The following is a 15760-nucleotide window of genomic DNA, read 5'->3' as shown; positions in this document are numbered from 1 at the left end:
CGAGTTTGCGGGCAACGCGGCCTCGCGCTTCATCCCGACGGCGAGCCTGGCGGCGGTTCAGCAGGGCAGTTCGGCGTTCTTCGTGCCGATCCTGACGAACCGGATCGGGACGTTCGGCCAGGTGGGGGTGGGCATCACGGGCCAGCTTCTGGGCACGGACCTTCTGGGCTACGTGCGCGGCGACGTGCGGTTCGGCGAGCGGCTGGACGGCTACTCGATCAACGGCGGCATCCGCTACCCGTTCTAGGGCGCGTCTCGCGGACGCCGCCCCGGGCCGATCCGACGATCGGTCCGGGGCTTGCCGTTCCGGGTGATCACCGGCCTGGACCGCGATCTCGTTTCGAGCCCCGCCCACGTAGATCGCGATCAAGCCGGACGGCACGGGATCCAACCGGGGCGGCTCGGGGTAGATCCTCGGGGCGGGACGCAAGCCCGCCCCTGTCCGGAGGATCGCGTTGGACGTCGGCAGCACCCACGCCTCGGGCTTCCCGGTCCCGGCCGCCATCCTGTTCGGGCTCGGTCTCGGCGGCTTCTTCGACGGGATCGTGCTGCACCAGATCCTGCAGTGGCACCACATGCTGACCAGCGCGGGCTATCCCGCCGACAGCGTCGAGAACCTGAAGGTGAACACCTTCTGGGACGGCCTCTTCCACGCCAGCACCTACGTCTTCGTCCTGGCCGGCCTCGCCGTCCTCTGGCGCCACGCGCGGACGCGCCACATCCGCTGGTCCGGCCTGCTCCTGCCGGGCGGGGTGCTGATGGGCTTCGGGATCTTCAACCTCGTCGAGGGCACGATCGACCACCACCTGCTCGGCCTGCATCACGTCAACGAGACGGTGCCGCGCGAGCAGTGGATCGCCTGGGACCTCGGCTTCCTCGCCTGGGGCGCCCTCATGCTGGCCGGCGGCTGGCTCATGCTCCGGCGCGGCCGGGCGAGGACGCGGGACGGCACGCGGCCCGATTTCCGCTGAACGGCCCGGCGCCGGGGCCGGTTGGTCCTCCACCCGCTCCCCGCGACGAGGCCTCATGGACCAGCCCCTGCCCGAACCCGTCGCCGAGCGCCGGGAGCGAACCGGAGAGCGCAAGCCCGGCCTGCTGCGCGCCCTCGGCACCGGCGTGATCACGGGGGCGGCCGACGACGACCCCTCCGCGATCGGCACCTATGCGAGCGCGGGCGCCAAGTTCGGCCTCGCCTTCCTCTGGATCGCGCCCGTCGTCCTGCCGATGATGTACGTGGTCGTCTACGTCTCGGCCAAGCTCGGGCAGGTCTACGGCAAGGGCTTGTTCGCGGCCGTGCGCGACCGCTACCCGCGCTGGGTGCTCTGGCCCATCGTGATCGGGGCCTTCACCGGCAACGTCATCGAGGCCGCGGCCAACCTCGGCGGCATCGGGGCGGCGCTGAACCTGCTCGTCCCCGTCCCGGTCCCCGTCATCGTGGGCGGGGCCGCCGCCCTCATCCTGGCCTTCCAGATCCTCGGGTCCTACGCCCTCCTGCGGCGGATCTTCCGCTGGCTGGCGCTCGCCCTGTTCGCCTACGTGGCGGCGGCCGTCATGGCGAGGCCCGATCCCGTCGAGGTCCTGCGCGGCACCTTCGTGCCGCGGATCCGCTTCGACGCCGAGTTCCTGTCGATCATCGTGGCCTGCATCGGCACCTCGCTCTCGGCCTATCTCTACACCTGGCAGTCGAACCAGGAGGTGGAGGAGGAGATCGGCCAGGGGCGCGTCACGGTCCGGCAGCGCAGGGGCGCCACCGACGGCGAATTGCGCAAGACGCGCCGCGACGTGTTAGTCGGGATGCTGTTCTCGAACCTGATCCTGTACTTCATCATCCTGTCGACCGGCGCGACGCTCCACGCGGCGGGCCAGACCGAGATCGAGAGCGCGGCGCAGGCCGCCGCCGCGCTGGAGCCGCTGGCCGGGCCGGCGGCGACGGTGCTGTTCGCCCTCGGCGTGGTCGGCGTCGGCTTCCTGGCGGTCCCGGTCATGACGATCGGCGCGGCCTACGACCTCGTGCAGGGTTTCGGCCGCGAGGGCAGCCTGCACGCGCGCCCGAGCGAGGCGAAGCTGTTCTACGGCGCCATCGCGGGCGTGACGGTGCTGGCGGTCCTGCTCAACCTCCTCGGCTTCAACCCGATGCGGGCCCTGGTGTGGTCCGGCATCGTGCAGGGCTTCTCGGTCCCTCCCCTGCTCCTGCTGATGATGCTGATGACCAACGACCGCGGGATGATGGGGGATCGGGTCAACGGCCCCCTGACGAACGCCCTCGGCTGGGCCACCACCGCCGTAACCTTCGCGGCCACCGCCTGCCTCGTCGCCACCTGGGTGCTGTAGGTCCGCAGGCTCCCCGCGGCCGGGAAGGCATTCGCCCCGGAACCCGGCTGCATCGCGCGATCTTCTTCGTCGCTGCGAGCGATACTCGAAGCAATCGAACAGCATTCCTTCGCGAATACCGCAGAGTTAATGATCTCGATACGTCGCAATCATCGTAGTTAACGAACCTTTGCAACGCGAATACGCTGTGCTGCGCGAATTTTTGGATCGTTTAACTACAATTCTAAACCTGAAGTACTCAAATCGGGCGCCATCTGATCCGACGATTTCCGGAGCAGATCGATGTCGACCGCGTCCCTCGGCAAACTTGCGCGCCAACTCTCCCTCGAAACCGCCCCCGGCGTCGCGGCAGCGTCCAGCGCCCTCTGGCACCTGCAGAGCGGGAGCCGCGCCGCACCGGGGATCGATGCGGTCGATGCCTGGGCCTACGTGACGGGCCGGGGCGTCTCGATCGGCATCTTCGACGACGGGGCCAAGCACGCCGCCGCGGTCACCGGCATCATCGGCGCCAAGCCCTCCGCGAGCGCGCCGCTCGGCGTCGCCTACAACGCGGCGACGACGGCCTTCCAGGTGGTCGGCGTGTCGAACGCCACCGTCGCCAAGGTGATGGCCAATGCCGCGAGCTTCGCCGTGACCAACAATTCCTGGGGCTGGGACGCCTCGCTCTACGTCGACCGCCTCTCCGGCATCTGGACGCCGTTCCTCTCGGCGATCGCGAACGCGGCCGAGGCGGGCCGGGGCGGCCTCGGCACGGTGCAGGTCGTGGCCGGCGGCAACAGCCGCGCGGCCGGCAGCGACACGAACCTGTCGAACTTCAGCAACGACCGCCACGTCGTCACGGTCGGCGCCGTGACCTCGGAGGGCAAGGTCGCCTTCTACTCGAATCCGGGCGCCTCGCTCCTCGTCTCGGCACCCTCGAGCGGCGGCGCCCGCGCCATCACCACCACCGACCTCGCCGGCAGTTCGGGCTATTCCGCGACCGACGTGACGGACACGTTCGGCGGGACCTCGGCGGCCACGCCGCAGGTCACCGGCGTCGTCGCGCTCATGCTCGAAGCCAATTCGCATCTCGGCTGGCGCGACGTCCGGACCATCCTCGCGATGACGGCCGAGCAGCCCGCGGGCCTCGGCACGCTCACGAACGGCGCCACGCACTGGAACGGCGGCGGCATGACGTTCTCGAACGACACCGGCTTCGGCGTCGTCGACGCGAGGGCCGCGGTTCGCCTCGCCCAGACCTGGACGGCCCAGAGCACCTCGGCGAACGAGGTCAGCGTCGACGTCTCCGCGACGGGGACCCAGACCCTCTCGGCCATGCGGAGCATCAGCTACACCTTCAACGTCACGCAGGCGATCGCGCTGGAGACGGCCGAGATCACCCTCAGGGGCAACCACGCCCGCGTCGGCGACCTCACGATCCAGCTCGTCTCGCCGAACGGCACGGTGAGCACCCTCCTCGACCGCAAGGGCGGCAGCACCGCCTTCTCCGACTTCACCCTCTCCTCCAACGCCTTCCTGGGCGAGGGCGGCACGGGGCAGTGGACCCTGAAGGTCAGCGAGGGCGCCGGCGCGGCGGAGGGCACCTTCACGGGGGCCAGCCTGTCCCTGCACGGCTCGGGCGGCGCGGACGACACCTTCGTCTTCACCGACGCCTATGGCGGGCTCGGCGGCCGCAACCTCCTGCGGAGCACGACGGACCACGGTGCGATCAACGCGGCGGCGAGCACGGGCAACGACGTCATCGACCTGCATGCCGGGGCGTGGTCCACCATCGCCGGCAAGGGCCTCCAGATCAGCGGCGACAGCCTGTTCAAGACGGCGATCGCCGGGGACGGGCATGTCAAGGTGATCGGCAACGACGCCGCGAACCTCCTCGTGGCGGGCCACGGCAACGGGGCGTTCTTCGGCGAGGGCGGCAACGACATCTTCGTCAGCGGCTCGGGCAGCAACCTCATGGACGGGGGCGCGGGCGTCAACACGCTCGTCGAGAGCGGCGCGATGAGCGACTGGCGGCTCGCCCGCTCGGCCGACGGGCACTGGACCCTGACCGGCCTCGACGGCAAGGTCGACACCCTCGTCGGAATCCAGCGCCTGCAATTCGACGACCACCTCCTCGCCATCGACGTCGATGCGAATGCGGGCAGCGCCTTCCGCCTCTACGGCGCCGCCCTCGACCGCGCCCCCGACACGAGCGGGCTCGGTTACTGGGTCGATCAGCTCGATAACGGCCGGTCCCTGAAATGGGTGGCGGAGAACTTCATGGGCTCGGCCGAGTTCACGAGCCGCCTCGGGGGCAACCTCGACAGCCAGAGCTTCGTGGCGGCCCTCTACGAATACGCCCTCGACCGGAAGGCGGATGCGGGCGGCCTCCAATACTGGAGCCAGGCCCTCGACGCCCATGCGATGGACCGGGCCGACGTGCTGATCCAGTTCAGCAACAGCGCCGAGAATGTCGGCCGCCTCGAGGACAGCGCCAACGCCGCCTCGCGCCTCTACTCGGCCGCCTTCGACCGGAACCCCGACGCCAACGGCCTGTATTACTGGATGGACCAGATCCGCCAGGGCAAGGCGCTCGACTCCGTGGCCGACTTCTTCATGCACTCGGACGAGTTCCGGGGGAAGTACGGCGACAGCCTCGGCAACACGGCCTTCGTCTCGGAACTCTACCACAACGTCATGCACCGCGACGGCGAGGCCGGCGGCGTCGCCTACTGGACAAACGCCCTCGACAGCCACGCCATGGATCGCGCCGACGTGCTCGTCGCGTTCAGCAACAGCGCCGAGTACCTCGCCCGCCACGTCGACGCGTCCCAGGGCCTGCTCCTCGCCTGAGAGGCGCCGCCCGCGGTCCGAAATCCGCCGCTTTCGGGGGGCAAGGCGTCCGGCGGGCACGGCGCAAGGAGCGCACGGGCGCGGCCGGAGCTCGCCCCGGCTCGCCGCCGGTCCCCGTGAGTGCCTCGCCCGTGAAGGTCCCGCCCGTGAGTGCCCCGACGCCGTGATCCGCTTCGAGAACGTCACCAAGATCTACCGGACCGACGGCCACCGCCGCACGATCCTGGAGCGGGTCTCGTTCACCCTGAAGCCCGGCATCAGCTACGGAATCCTCGGGATCAACGGCGCCGGCAAGTCGACGACGATGCGGCTGATCGGCGGCACCGAGGAGCCGAGCTCCGGCAAGATCCGGCGGGGCCTGCGCGTCTCCTGGCCGCTCGGCTTCGGCGGCGGCTTCCACCCGCAGATGACGGGCCGCGACAACGTCATCTTCGTGGCGCGCATCTACGGCGAGGACCCCCGGCGCGTTCTCGAATACGTGGAGGATTTCGCCGAACTCGGCAGCTACCTCGACGTGCCGATCCGGACCTACTCCTCGGGCATGAACGCGCGCCTCGCCTTCGGGATGAGCATGGCGATCCCGTTCGACTGCTACCTCATCGACGAGGTCACCTCGGTCGGCGACGCCCGCTTCCAGAAGCGCTGCGAGGCGGCCTTCTCCGAGCGCCGCAAGAACGCGGACGTGATCATGGTGTCCCACAGCATGGACGTGATCCGCTCGTGGTGCACGCAGGGCCTCGTGCTCCTGAACGGCCGCGCGATCATCTACGAGGACGTCAACGACGCGATCGAGCTGTACCACCGCCTGAACGCGTGAGGACGGCCACGGTTTTGCCGCGGGCGGATGTCAGACCGGGACGAGCGCGCGCCGGCTCCGCCGAGGCGCCGCACAGGCAACGGACACGTCAGGACCGATGAGCGTCGAGATCCGCAACCCGCAGGGCCAGCCGCTGACCCCGGCCGACCGCTCGCAGGCCGTCGCCGAATCGCTGAAGCAGCTCGCGCGGGTCTCGCGCTTCGCCGACCGCAAGAAGGGCATCCGGTCCTACCAGAGCCACGTCAAGGCCGACCCCTGGGTCCCGTTTCTGTTCGCGCTCTGCTTCGTCCTGCCCACCTTGGTCGGGGTGATCTATTTCGGCCTCATCGCCTCGGACCGCTACGTCACCGAGGCGCGCTTCGCCCTCCGCCCGGCCATCGGCAGCGTCGAGAAGGCGGCGCCGGACGCGGTCGGCACCAACAGCGGCTCGCCGATGCACCAGATGGTGGCCCAGGACACGCTGATCACCTACTCGTACATTCACAGCCGCCCCATGGTGGAGGCGGTGGAGGCGAAAGTCCCGCTGCGGCAGATCTTCTCCCGGGACGAGATCGACTTCGTCTCGCGCTTCGACGCCGAGAAGCCGATCGAGAAGTTCCTGAAATACTGGAAGAACCGCGTCGACGTCGAGATCGAGCAGACCTCGGGCATCATGACCCTGACGGTGAACGCGTTCGAGGCGGCGGAATCCCTCGCCATCACCAAGGCGATCCTCGCCGAGAGCGAGCGGATGGTGAACCAGCTCAGCGTCGAGGCGCGCAACGACGCGCTTGCCGAGAGCACCCGCGAGCTGAAGCTCGCCGAGGAGCGGATCACCCGCCTGCGCCTCGCCGTGCGCGACCTGCGCAACCAGGACGGCGTGCTCGACGCGCAGAAGACGAACGAGACGAACCTCAAGGTCCTGACGGAGCTCCGCACGACGCGGATCAACCTCTCCGTGCAGCTCACCCTGTCCCTGCGGGACCTCGCGCCGGAATCGCGCCGGATCATCGACCTGAAGACCCAGATCAAGGACCTCGACGACAACATCGCGCGGATCGAGCGGCAATCGGCGAGCCAGGACCCGGAGCAGAAGCGCCTCCTGTCCGACTCGCTGACGCGCTTCGAGGCCCTCGACAACGAGCGCAAGGACGCGGAGAAATACTACTCCAAGGTCATCGCCGCGCATGAGCGGGCGCGCATCATCGCCGCCCGTCAGATCGAGTTCTTCAACCTCGTGGTGCAGCCGGTCCTCGCCGAATCGGCCCAGCAGCCCCGGCGCCTCCTCATGATCAGCCTGATCGCGGCGGGCTCCGCCGTCCTGTTCGCGGCGGCCCTCTTCGCCCGCAAGCAGATGAGCTGAGGGCGCGGGGCGCGACGACCCCGTCGCCCCCTTGCTCCGCCCTCAGCGGTTGCGGTCGCCGGGATAGAGGGTGCGGCCGCTCTCGGTGTCGAGGCCGGTCGTCGTGGAGGCCGCGGCGCCGATCGCCGTCGAGCCGATCTCCTCGGTCGCGGGGCGCGGATTCTGCGCCGTCCAGCCCTGGGCCTTCCAGTCCTGCGCCCGCTCGTCCACGTCGATCGAGCCGTGCCGGTCGAGGATCGCGGTGACGCGCTCGACCTGGGTGTCCTCCGCGCGCACCGTCACGAGGGTGCCGCCGCGCCGCACGCCCTCGGCATAGGTCTCCGCCTCGTGCTCGCTGAGGCCGGCGCCCGTGAGCGCCCCGAGGAGGCCGCCGGTCGCCGCGCCGACGCCGGCGCCCGTCACCGTCGCCACGAGCCACCCCGCCGCGACCACCGGCCCGACGCCGGGGATCGCCAGGAGGCCGAGCCCCGCGAGGAGGCCGGCGCCGCCGCCGAGCACGGTTCCGAGGGTCGCGCCGGTCCCGGCGCCGTCGACCGTATCGCTCTCGGTCTCGGCAGAAGGCGCCGCGCCCGGCGCGAGGCGCCCGGCGTGCCGGTCGCCCTCGTTGCTCGCGACGATGCTGATGTCGCCGTGCGCGATACCCTCGGCTTCGAGCTTGTCGACGGCGCGGGCCGCGTCGTCGTAATCGTCGAACAGGGCGGTGATGGCTCGTGTCGCCATGGCGACCTCCTTCCGGTGCGGGTGGGGCTTACTGGGCGGCGACGTTGCCCTTGTAGTCCATGCCGATGGAGACCGGCTTGCCGGCATGCATCGCCTTGCCGTGCCAGATCCCCTGATCGTCCTTCTTCAGGTCGGTGACCTCGCCGAAGCCCATCTTCGAGAAGCGCTCCTTCACCTGACCCTCGGTGAAGCTGTTGGCCCCCGGCTCGAGCTGTTCGCCGACCGCGCCGTGGGCCGTTCCCGTCGTCGCGGGCCGGTCGGGGGCCGGGGCGGTCTGAGCGCCGGCGGCACCCGCCCCGCCGAGGGCGAGGAGGGCGGCGAGGACAAGGGACGTGCGCATGGGCGAACCTCAGGAGCGGGGGTCTTCCGATCGTGACGGTTCAAGCGGCCGGCCCAGCCTTGGTTCCAGCTTGAGCGGCCGCGAGCGGGGCGGGTTAACGCGGCGCTAACCATGAACCCGGCAATTCTTGCCGGTTGGCGACGGGTTCGGGTTCGAGGCTTCCACCCATGAGCGAGACGGTAACCGCTGCGGGCACGGGGGGCGGCGCCCCGGCGCTCGGCGGCTTCCAGCTTCCCGACCGGGCGAGCCTGCAGGCGCTGACGAAGCGCACCGACCTGTTCTTCGCGACCGCCGTGATGGGCATCCTCACGGTGCTCATCTTCCCGCTGCCCGCGATCCTGCTCGACCTCCTGCTCGCCGTCTCGATCATCCTGTCCGTGCTGATCATGATGACGGGCCTGTTCATCGACAACCCGCTCGAGTTCACGGTCTTCCCGACGCTGCTGCTGATGGCGACGATGCTGCGGCTGGCGCTCAACCTCGCCTCGACGCGGCTCATCCTCGGCCACGGCCACGAGGGCACGGCGGCCGCCGGCCACGTCATCGAGGCGTTCGGCAACTTCGTGATGGGGGGCAATTTCGTCATCGGAATCATCGTCTTCGCGATCCTGATCATCGTGAACTTCGTCGTGATCACGAAGGGCTCGGGCCGCATCGCGGAGGTCGCCGCCCGCTTCACCCTCGACGCGATGCCCGGCAAGCAGATGGCGATCGACGCCGACCTCTCGGCGGGGCTGATCGACGAGAAGACCGCCAAGGCGCGGCGCTCGGCGCTCGAGGAGGAATCCTCCTTCTTCGGCGCCATGGACGGCGCCTCGAAATTCGTGCGCGGCGACGCGATCGCGGCGCTCCTCATCACCTTCATCAACGTGATCGGCGGGATCATCATCGGCGTCGCGCAACAGGGGCTCGATTTCGGCACGGCGGCCAAGACCTACACGCTGCTGACCATCGGCGACGGGCTCGCGAGCCAGGTGCCGGCGCTGATCGTCTCGACGGCCGCGGGCATCCTCGTCTCGAAGGCGGGCGTGAAGGGCTCCGCCGACAAGGCGCTCGGCAAGCAGCTCGCCAACTACCCGAAGGCGCTCGGCATGTCGGCGGGCGTGATGGTCCTGATCGCGCTCATGCCCGGCATGCCGATGCTGCCCTTCCTGCTGCTGGCCGGCGCGTCGGGCTACGCCGCCTGGAAGATCGCCAAGACGAACCGCGAGGCGCCTCCCCTCTCCGCCGACGGGACGCCGGCCGACCCGGCCGGGGCGGCCGCCGCGCAGGAGGAGACGGTCACCGACCTCCTCAAGCTCGACGACCTCAAGCTCGAGATGGGCTACGCCCTCCTCGCCCTCGTCAACGGCGAGGGCCAGGACCGGCTGACCGACCAGATCAAGGCTCTGCGGCGCCAGCTCGCGGCCGAGCTCGGCTTCGTGATGCCTTCCGTGCGCATCCTCGACAACGTCCAGCTCGACGCCAACGCCTACATGATCCGCGTCAAGGAGATCGAGGCCGGCACCGGGCAGATCTACCCCGGCCAGTTCATGGCGATGGACCCGATGGGCGGGCAGGTCCAGCTGCCGGGCCAGCACATGCTGGAGCCGACCTTCGGGCTGCCCGCCACCTGGATCGACGCCAGCTTGCGCGACCAAGCCCAGCTCAAGGGCTACACCGTGGTCGATGCCGCGACCGTCGTCTCGACCCACCTCACCGAGATCATCAAGGCGCATGTCTCGGAGCTCCTGAACCATGTCGAGGTGCAGAAGCTCCTGAAGGAGCTGCCGAAGGAGCATACCGACCTCCTCAAGGAGGTGGTGCCGGGCCAGATCGCGACGACGGGGATCCAGCGGGTGCTGCAGTTCCTGCTCTCGGAGCGGGTCTCGATCCGCGATCTCGGCACCATCGTCGAGGGGATCGCGGAGGTGGCGGGCTCCGTGAAGAACCCGCGCGACATCGTCGAGCACGTGCGCGCCCGCCTCGGCCGCCAGATCTGCGCCCAGTACCAGGGCCCGGACGGGATGCTGCCGATCATCACCCTGTCGCCGGCCTGGGAGCAGGCCTTCCTCGACGCCATCGTCGGCGAGCGCGACGAGCGCTACCTCGCGATGCAGCCCTCGAAACTGTCCGAGTTCGTCACGACGGTGCGCGACCGCTTCGAGACCGCCGCCCGCATGGGCGAGATGCCGGTTCTCGTCACCTCCGTTCAGTCCCGGCCCTTCGTGCGCTCGATCATCGAGCGCTTCCGCCGGGAGACGCCGGTGATGAGCCAGGCCGAGATCCACCCGCGGGCGCGGCTGCGCACGGTCGGCTCGGTGTGAGGCTCAGTCGCGCCGGGGCGGGTAGTCCATCGGCATCGTGATGACGCCGCGGTGATAGGGGAAGCGGGCGCGCTGCAGCGGGTCCGGCCCCGTGAAGATGAGCCGGGCACGGAACGAGACCGGGCTCACGCAAATCAGGTAGCCGCGCAGGTTCCGCTCGTTCGGGATGAACAGGGCGGTCTTCAGATAGCGCGCCTCGTGGCGGACCCATCCCGGGATCGGCAGGCCCCAGCGCCGGGCGAGATGCTCGCCGACGCCGCCGATGAAGGCGTCGGCCGGCTCCAGGCCGAGGAGGTCCGGCTCGTCGCGGATCATCGCGGCCTGACGCGCCGTGTCGCCGTCGGCGGCGTAGAAGGTGTCGAGGAACTCTCGGGTGTGGTGATCCCAGTCGCCGTCGCCGCGGGTGCGCTCCGCGACCTCGCGCAGGGTGGCCGGCCTCATAGCTCAGGCCTCATGGCTCGGCCCCACGAAGGACGGACGCGAAGCGCAACCGGGCCTCGCTCGGCGGATCCTCGCCATAGATCGAGAGGTAGAGCCGTTCGAGCTCCTCGATCCGGGTCAGGCCGAGATGAAGGGCGAGTGCGCGGGCATCGCCCAGATCGCGCTCCCCGCGATCGAGATTCCGGAGCGCCTGCAGCTTCATCGCCAGGAGATAGTGCGGCTTGGCGAGGAACGTCCGCAGTCCCGGAGGGCCGGCGGCCGGGTAGGTCCCCGACAGGGCGAAAAGCGCATCCGGCTCGTCGAGCGGCGTGAACATGCCGACGGCGTTGTTCAGCCAATCGGGCCCGAGGCCGACCCGCTCGGCCACGCGCGCCACGGAGGGCGCCAGCGACGCCTCGTCGAAGCCCTCGCGCACCACGGCATCGACGTCCTCCGTCGAGCGCCGCCACGCGAATTGCAGCATGATCGCGCCGCCGCCGTAGACCGCCAGTTCGACGAAGACCCCGCGTGCCGCGAGGTCGGCACCCAGACATGCGAAGGCTTCGCGCAGGCGGTCGGCGTCGAGCGGTGCTCCCATGCGCGGCCTCCCGGTCAGACCGCCTTCTTCTCCAGCCGGTGCTCGATCTTGTGGGAATCGAGGCCGGGGGCGACGAGGGGCGGCTCGGGCGGGGCCGCGCCCACAGGGGGGCCGCGGCGCTTGAAGGCTTCGGCGAGGCGCGAGCGCTCGTAGAGGACGACCACGATGACCGAGAGCAGGAACGGCAGCCAGAAGTAGAAGATCCGGAAGACGAGCAGGGCCGCGATCACCTGCGGGCGTGCAACTTCCGGCATGGCCAGCACGAAGATCAGCTCGAACACGCCCAGCCCGCCCGGCGCGTGCGAGACCAGCGCCGCCGAGAAGGAGGCGAGGAAGACGGCCAGCACCACGAGGAAGCCCGGGTTACCGGCCTCCGGCAGCGCGAAGTAGATGATGCCCGCCGCACCCAGGAGCTCCAGGGGCGCGGCCAGGAGCTGACGGCCCATGATGTTCGGGCGCGGATATTCGAGCTTGAACGAGCGGATGTGCAGCGGCTTCAGGTGCAGCAGCGAGCCGACGACGTAGAGGCCGACCGCGCCGAGGAGCGCGAGGCCGAGGACGAAGGCGGTGGTCGGGTTGGTCAGCACGCCCGGCAGGTGGCCTTCGAGGCGGGTCAGCAGGTCGGGCTTCAGCGTCAGCGTGACGCCCCCGAGCAGGATCGTTCCGAGGCCGAAGGTGAAGGAGCAGAGCGCCACGAGCACCGCCACCTGCGCGGCCGAGAGGCCCTTGGCGGTGTAGGCCCGGTAGCGCACGACGGCGCCGGAGAAGACCGAGGCGCCGATGTTGTGCGAGAGGGCGTAGGTCGTGAACGAGCAGACCGAGACGAAGAGCCACGAGATGTGGCGCACGCCGAGATGCAGCAGCGCGATCCGGTCGTACCAGGCGAGCGCGGCGTAGGCGACGAGCGTCGAGAGCGCGGCGAGGAGGAAGCGGTGGGCGGGGATCGCCTTCAGGCTCTCCTCGACATCGGCCAGGGAGAGGCCCTGCAGCTCGCGGTAGAGAAGATATCCGGAGACGACGAGCGCGCCGAGGCCGATGATCGGCCAGATGAATTCGCTGATCTTCTTCATGGAATCCGGACACACCCTCGCGAGGACGGCCTCCTGATGCGCCAGGAATGCGCGCATCGCAAGCAGGACGCCACGGCCACGCGGGCCGTGATGTCACCGGATCATGACGGTTTCGTGCCGCGTGCGGTGGCGCCCGCGGGCAGGGCCGGGCGCGGTTCTCGGGCGCGGGCTCGGCGCGCACTCAGGCGCGCGCGCGGGCCAAGCCGATCCCGTCCATCGCGGCCTGGTCGCGCTGGGCTTCCGCGGCCCGCTCGGCGCTGCGCTCGCGGTCTTCCAGGATCTCGACCTTCTTCAGGTCCTCGAACGCCTCGCCGAGCTCGGCCTTGGCCTCGGCGAGCTGGCCCTCGAGGGCGGCGGCCGACTGGCGCATGTTGTCCCGGCGGCCGGCGGCGGCGCGGGCATAGGTCGGGTAGGCGAAATGGGCGGGGTCCGAGATGCCGGCGCGGCCCTCCTCCTGCGCGACCTCGCGGTCGAGCTCGGCCGCCATGCGCAGGAAATCGGCCATCATCATCTCGATCTGCGTCACGCGGCGACGCTTCTCGTCGACCTGGAACCGACGCAGCCGGATCAGCGTGTCACGCGATTTCATGGGAACGCTCACTCCACGCAACGCTCAGGCCCCGCCCGGGCGAACGCGCCGACGGAGTTACCCGGGGCTCCCCACGATCTGTGCGAGCCGTTCGTAACCCTCGCCGATGGAGGTTGCTTCTTCCTTACCCTGCCCCAGAAAAGCCTCAAGATCGGGCATGAGCGCCACCGCCTCGTCCACCTCCTGCGAGGAGCCGGCGCGGTAGGCGCCGAGGCGGATCAGCTCCTCCATGTCGGCGTAGGTCGAGAGCACCCGGCGGGCGCGCCGCACGACCGGCAGGTAGGCGGGGTCGCAGGAGCGGGGCATCGTGCGCGAGACCGAGCGCAGCACGTTGATCGCGGGGTAGCGCCCCCGCTCGGCGATGGCGCGCTCCATGACGATGTGCCCGTCGAGGATGCCGCGCACCGCGTCGGCCACCGGCTCGTTGTGGTCGTCGCCCTCCACCAGAACGGTGAAGAGGGCCGAGATCGTCCCCTCCCCCACCCCGGGGCCGGCCCGTTCGAGGAGCCGCGGCAACTCGCTGAACACCGTCGGCGTGTAGCCCTTGGCGGTCGGCGGCTCGCCGGCCGCGAGGCCGATGTCGCGCTGGGCCATGGCGAAGCGGGTGATCGAATCGATCATGCAGAGCACCCGGGCGCCCTGGTCGCGGAAATGCTCGGCGACGCTCAGGGTCACGTAGGCCGCGTTCCGGCGCATCAGGGCCGGCTCGTCGGAGGTCGCGACCACGACGACCGAGCGGGCGAGGCCCGCCGGCCCGAGATCGTCCTGCAGGAATTCCTGAACCTCGCGCCCGCGCTCGCCGACGAGGCCGATCACCGCCACGTCGGCCGCCGTGTAGCGGGCGAGCATCGAGAGCAGCACCGACTTGCCGACGCCCGAGCCCGCGAAGATGCCCATGCGCTGGCCGGCGCACATCGTCAGGAAGGTGTTGATGCAGCGGATCCCGAGATCCAGCGGCTGCCCGACTCGGCGCCGCGCATGGGCGGGGGGCGGATCGGCCCGCAGCGGATAGATCGCGGGGCCGGCGGGGAGCGGCCCGAGCCCGTCGACCGGCCGCCCCAGGGCGTCGATGACGCGGCCGAGCCAGGCCGGGGACGGGCGGATGGCGCCCGCCGCCTCGTCGCGGACATAGGCCGGGCAGCCCCGGCGCACGCCCTCCAGGGTGCCGAAGGGCATGGCGAGCGCCCGGTCCCCCTGGAAGCCGATGATCTCGCAGGGGACGAGCCCGGCGCGGCCCGCGCCCTCAATGTCGAGTCGGCCGCCGAGCCGCATGGCCGCGACCGGGCCGGCCACCTCCACGAGGAGCCCGCGAATCGCCACGACGCGACCGTAGGTTTCAAGGGATTCGACGCGCTCAAGCGCCGCGCGTGCCGAGCCGAGCGGCACGATCACCGGGCGGTGAAGATCGTCCGCCATCGGGCCTCTTTCAACGTTTCGTTTACCTCCCTCCTTAACACTGGCCCCATCGCGCTGACAGCGGGTCCAGTCATGCGGCGGTGCGGTTCGGACCTTCGAATCGTTCCGACAAGTGAGGCGGGCGTGGCATGCGAGCCACAGGCCACCGGGACTCGTTTCAACTCAAGCACTTGGCGAGGACCGCGAAGGTGGCGAGTGAGGCTCGCGACGGTATGAATGAGAACAGACCGTCAACGGGTTCACGATCCGGGAATCGCGCCCACTCAACGAGTGCTTGCAAGCCGGAATCAGGGTTTGTTAACGATTAACGCATAGCGTTTCACGTCAATGACGAGGGAGCGTCCGTCCACAGGCCGGTGGCGGGCGTTTGGCGGGGACGCGTCCGGACGCTGAGACGGCCGCGCTGGGCTGGGGACCGACGATGCGGGTACTTCTGATCGAGGACGACAGCGCCACGGCGCAGAGCATCGAGCTGATGCTCAAGTCCGAGAACTTCAACACCTACACCACCGATCTCGGTGAGGAGGGCGTCGATCTCGGCAAGCTCTACGATTACGACATCATCCTGCTCGACCTGAACCTGCCCGACATGTCGGGCTACGAGGTGCTCCGGTCGCTCCGCGTCGCGAAGGTGAAGACCCCGATCCTGATCCTCTCCGGCATGGCCGGCATCGAGGACAAGGTGAAGGGCCTCGGCTTCGGCGCCGACGACTACCTCACCAAGCCCTTCCACACGGACGAGCTCGTCGCCCGCATCCACGCGATCGTGCGCCGCTCGAAGGGCCACGCCCAATCGGTCATCACGACGGGCGACCTCATCGTCAACCTCGACCAGAAGACCGTCGAGGTCTCCGGCTCGCGGGTGCACCTCACCGGCAAGGAGTACCAGATGCTGGAACTCCTCAGCCTGCGGAAGGGCACGACCCTGACGAAGGAGATGTTCCTCAACCACCTCTACGGCGGCATGGACGAGCCCGAG

The 15760-nt window shown here is 69.8% G+C and carries 14 protein-coding genes and 1 pseudogene; 8 read left to right on the top strand and 7 right to left on the bottom strand.

The features are described 5' to 3' along the window. From E1J50_RS27550 to E1J50_RS22660, 6 genes and pseudogenes are all read left to right on the top strand, one after another. Positions 1-247: pseudogene (locus E1J50_RS27550) on the top strand (autotransporter outer membrane beta-barrel domain-containing protein); the annotation flags it as partial. 208 nt (positions 248-455) lie between these two features. Further along, positions 456-971, top strand: coding sequence for a DUF2243 domain-containing protein (locus tag E1J50_RS22680; RefSeq protein ID WP_132256037.1), 516 nt, complete (start codon positions 456-458; stop codon positions 969-971). A 55-nt stretch (positions 972-1026) separates the two neighbouring features. After that, positions 1027-2331, top strand: a complete 1305-nt coding sequence (locus E1J50_RS22675) for an Nramp family divalent metal transporter (protein ID WP_132256036.1) — start codon at positions 1027-1029, stop codon at positions 2329-2331. Between the two features lie 282 nt (positions 2332-2613). Beyond that, the gene (locus E1J50_RS22670) at positions 2614-5163 is read left to right on the top strand and encodes a DUF4214 domain-containing protein (protein ID WP_132256035.1); all 2550 of its coding nucleotides are present in this window, start codon (positions 2614-2616) and stop codon (positions 5161-5163) included. 163 nt (positions 5164-5326) lie between these two features. Then, positions 5327-5980, top strand: coding sequence for an ABC transporter ATP-binding protein (locus tag E1J50_RS22665; protein ID WP_132256034.1), 654 nt, complete (start codon positions 5327-5329; stop codon positions 5978-5980). Positions 5981-6077: 97 nt separating this feature from the next. Further along, positions 6078-7322 (top strand): KpsE/RkpR family capsule polysaccharide export protein, encoded by a 1245-nt coding sequence (locus E1J50_RS22660; protein WP_132256033.1) that lies wholly within the window; start codon positions 6078-6080, stop codon positions 7320-7322. 42 nt (positions 7323-7364) lie between these two features. On the opposite strand, the gene E1J50_RS22655 is transcribed toward E1J50_RS22660, so the two are convergent. Next, complete coding sequence (locus E1J50_RS22655) at positions 7365-8042, bottom strand: hypothetical protein (RefSeq protein WP_245516701.1); 678 nt, start codon at positions 8040-8042, stop codon at positions 7365-7367. 28 nt (positions 8043-8070) lie between these two features. Beyond that, on the bottom strand, positions 8071-8382 hold the full coding sequence (locus E1J50_RS22650) for a hypothetical protein (protein WP_132256032.1): 312 nt from the start codon (positions 8380-8382) through the stop codon (positions 8071-8073). A gap of 167 nt (positions 8383-8549) precedes the next feature. Here E1J50_RS22650 and flhA point away from each other — a divergent pair, with 167 nt between their 5' ends. Beyond that, on the top strand, positions 8550-10688 hold the full coding sequence (gene flhA, locus E1J50_RS22645) for a flagellar biosynthesis protein FlhA (protein WP_132256031.1): 2139 nt from the start codon (positions 8550-8552) through the stop codon (positions 10686-10688). Positions 10689-10691: 3 nt separating this feature from the next. On the opposite strand, the gene E1J50_RS22640 is transcribed toward flhA, so the two are convergent. From E1J50_RS22640 to fliI, 5 genes are all read right to left on the bottom strand, one after another. After that, entirely contained in the window at positions 10692-11129 is a 438-nt protein-coding gene (locus E1J50_RS22640; RefSeq protein ID WP_132256030.1) for a hypothetical protein, read from the bottom strand. 10 nt (positions 11130-11139) lie between these two features. After that, a complete protein-coding gene (locus tag E1J50_RS22635; protein WP_132256029.1) occupies positions 11140-11706 on the bottom strand; it encodes a hypothetical protein in 567 nt (188 codons plus the stop codon). 14 nt (positions 11707-11720) lie between these two features. Further along, entirely contained in the window at positions 11721-12776 is a 1056-nt protein-coding gene (locus E1J50_RS22630) for a lysylphosphatidylglycerol synthase domain-containing protein (protein WP_132256028.1), read from the bottom strand. Between the two features lie 181 nt (positions 12777-12957). Then, positions 12958-13365, bottom strand: coding sequence for a flagellar export protein FliJ (fliJ, locus tag E1J50_RS22625; RefSeq protein ID WP_132256027.1), 408 nt, complete (start codon positions 13363-13365; stop codon positions 12958-12960). Between the two features lie 57 nt (positions 13366-13422). Continuing rightward, positions 13423-14781 carry a flagellar protein export ATPase FliI gene (gene fliI / locus E1J50_RS22620; RefSeq protein WP_132256026.1) on the bottom strand — a complete coding sequence of 453 codons (1359 nt, stop codon included), beginning with the start codon at positions 14779-14781 and terminating at the stop codon, positions 13423-13425. A 421-nt stretch (positions 14782-15202) separates the two neighbouring features. On the opposite strand from fliI, the gene E1J50_RS22615 reads away from it, so the two are divergent. Continuing rightward, the coding region (locus E1J50_RS22615) for a response regulator transcription factor (RefSeq protein ID WP_132256025.1) at positions 15203-15760 on the top strand (558 nt) is incomplete at its 3' end.

Origin of the sequence: Methylobacterium segetis (assembly GCF_004348265.1) — a bacterium.
GTDB lineage: Bacteria > Pseudomonadota > Alphaproteobacteria > Rhizobiales > Beijerinckiaceae > Methylobacterium > Methylobacterium segetis.
The sequence above is the reverse complement of the archived record's forward strand: the minus strand, read 5'-3'. Positions and strand labels throughout refer to the sequence as shown.

Coding starts and splice junctions, on each gene's coding strand:
- E1J50_RS22655 (WP_245516701.1), bottom strand. CDS start 8,042: ATGGCGACACGAGCCATCACCGCCCTGTTCGACGATTACGACGACGCG.
- E1J50_RS22650 (WP_132256032.1), bottom strand. CDS start 8,382: ATGCGCACGTCCCTTGTCCTCGCCGCCCTCCTCGCCCTCGGCGGGGCG.
- flhA (WP_132256031.1), top strand. CDS start 8,550: ATGAGCGAGACGGTAACCGCTGCGGGCACGGGGGGCGGCGCCCCGGCG.
- E1J50_RS22640 (WP_132256030.1), bottom strand. CDS start 11,129: ATGAGGCCGGCCACCCTGCGCGAGGTCGCGGAGCGCACCCGCGGCGAC.
- E1J50_RS22670 (WP_132256035.1), top strand. CDS start 2,614: ATGTCGACCGCGTCCCTCGGCAAACTTGCGCGCCAACTCTCCCTCGAA.
- fliJ (WP_132256027.1), bottom strand. CDS start 13,365: ATGAAATCGCGTGACACGCTGATCCGGCTGCGTCGGTTCCAGGTCGAC.
- E1J50_RS22635 (WP_132256029.1), bottom strand. CDS start 11,706: ATGGGAGCACCGCTCGACGCCGACCGCCTGCGCGAAGCCTTCGCATGT.
- E1J50_RS22675 (WP_132256036.1), top strand. CDS start 1,027: ATGGACCAGCCCCTGCCCGAACCCGTCGCCGAGCGCCGGGAGCGAACC.
- E1J50_RS22630 (WP_132256028.1), bottom strand. CDS start 12,776: ATGAAGAAGATCAGCGAATTCATCTGGCCGATCATCGGCCTCGGCGCG.
- fliI (WP_132256026.1), bottom strand. CDS start 14,781: ATGGCGGACGATCTTCACCGCCCGGTGATCGTGCCGCTCGGCTCGGCA.
- E1J50_RS22660 (WP_132256033.1), top strand. CDS start 6,078: ATGAGCGTCGAGATCCGCAACCCGCAGGGCCAGCCGCTGACCCCGGCC.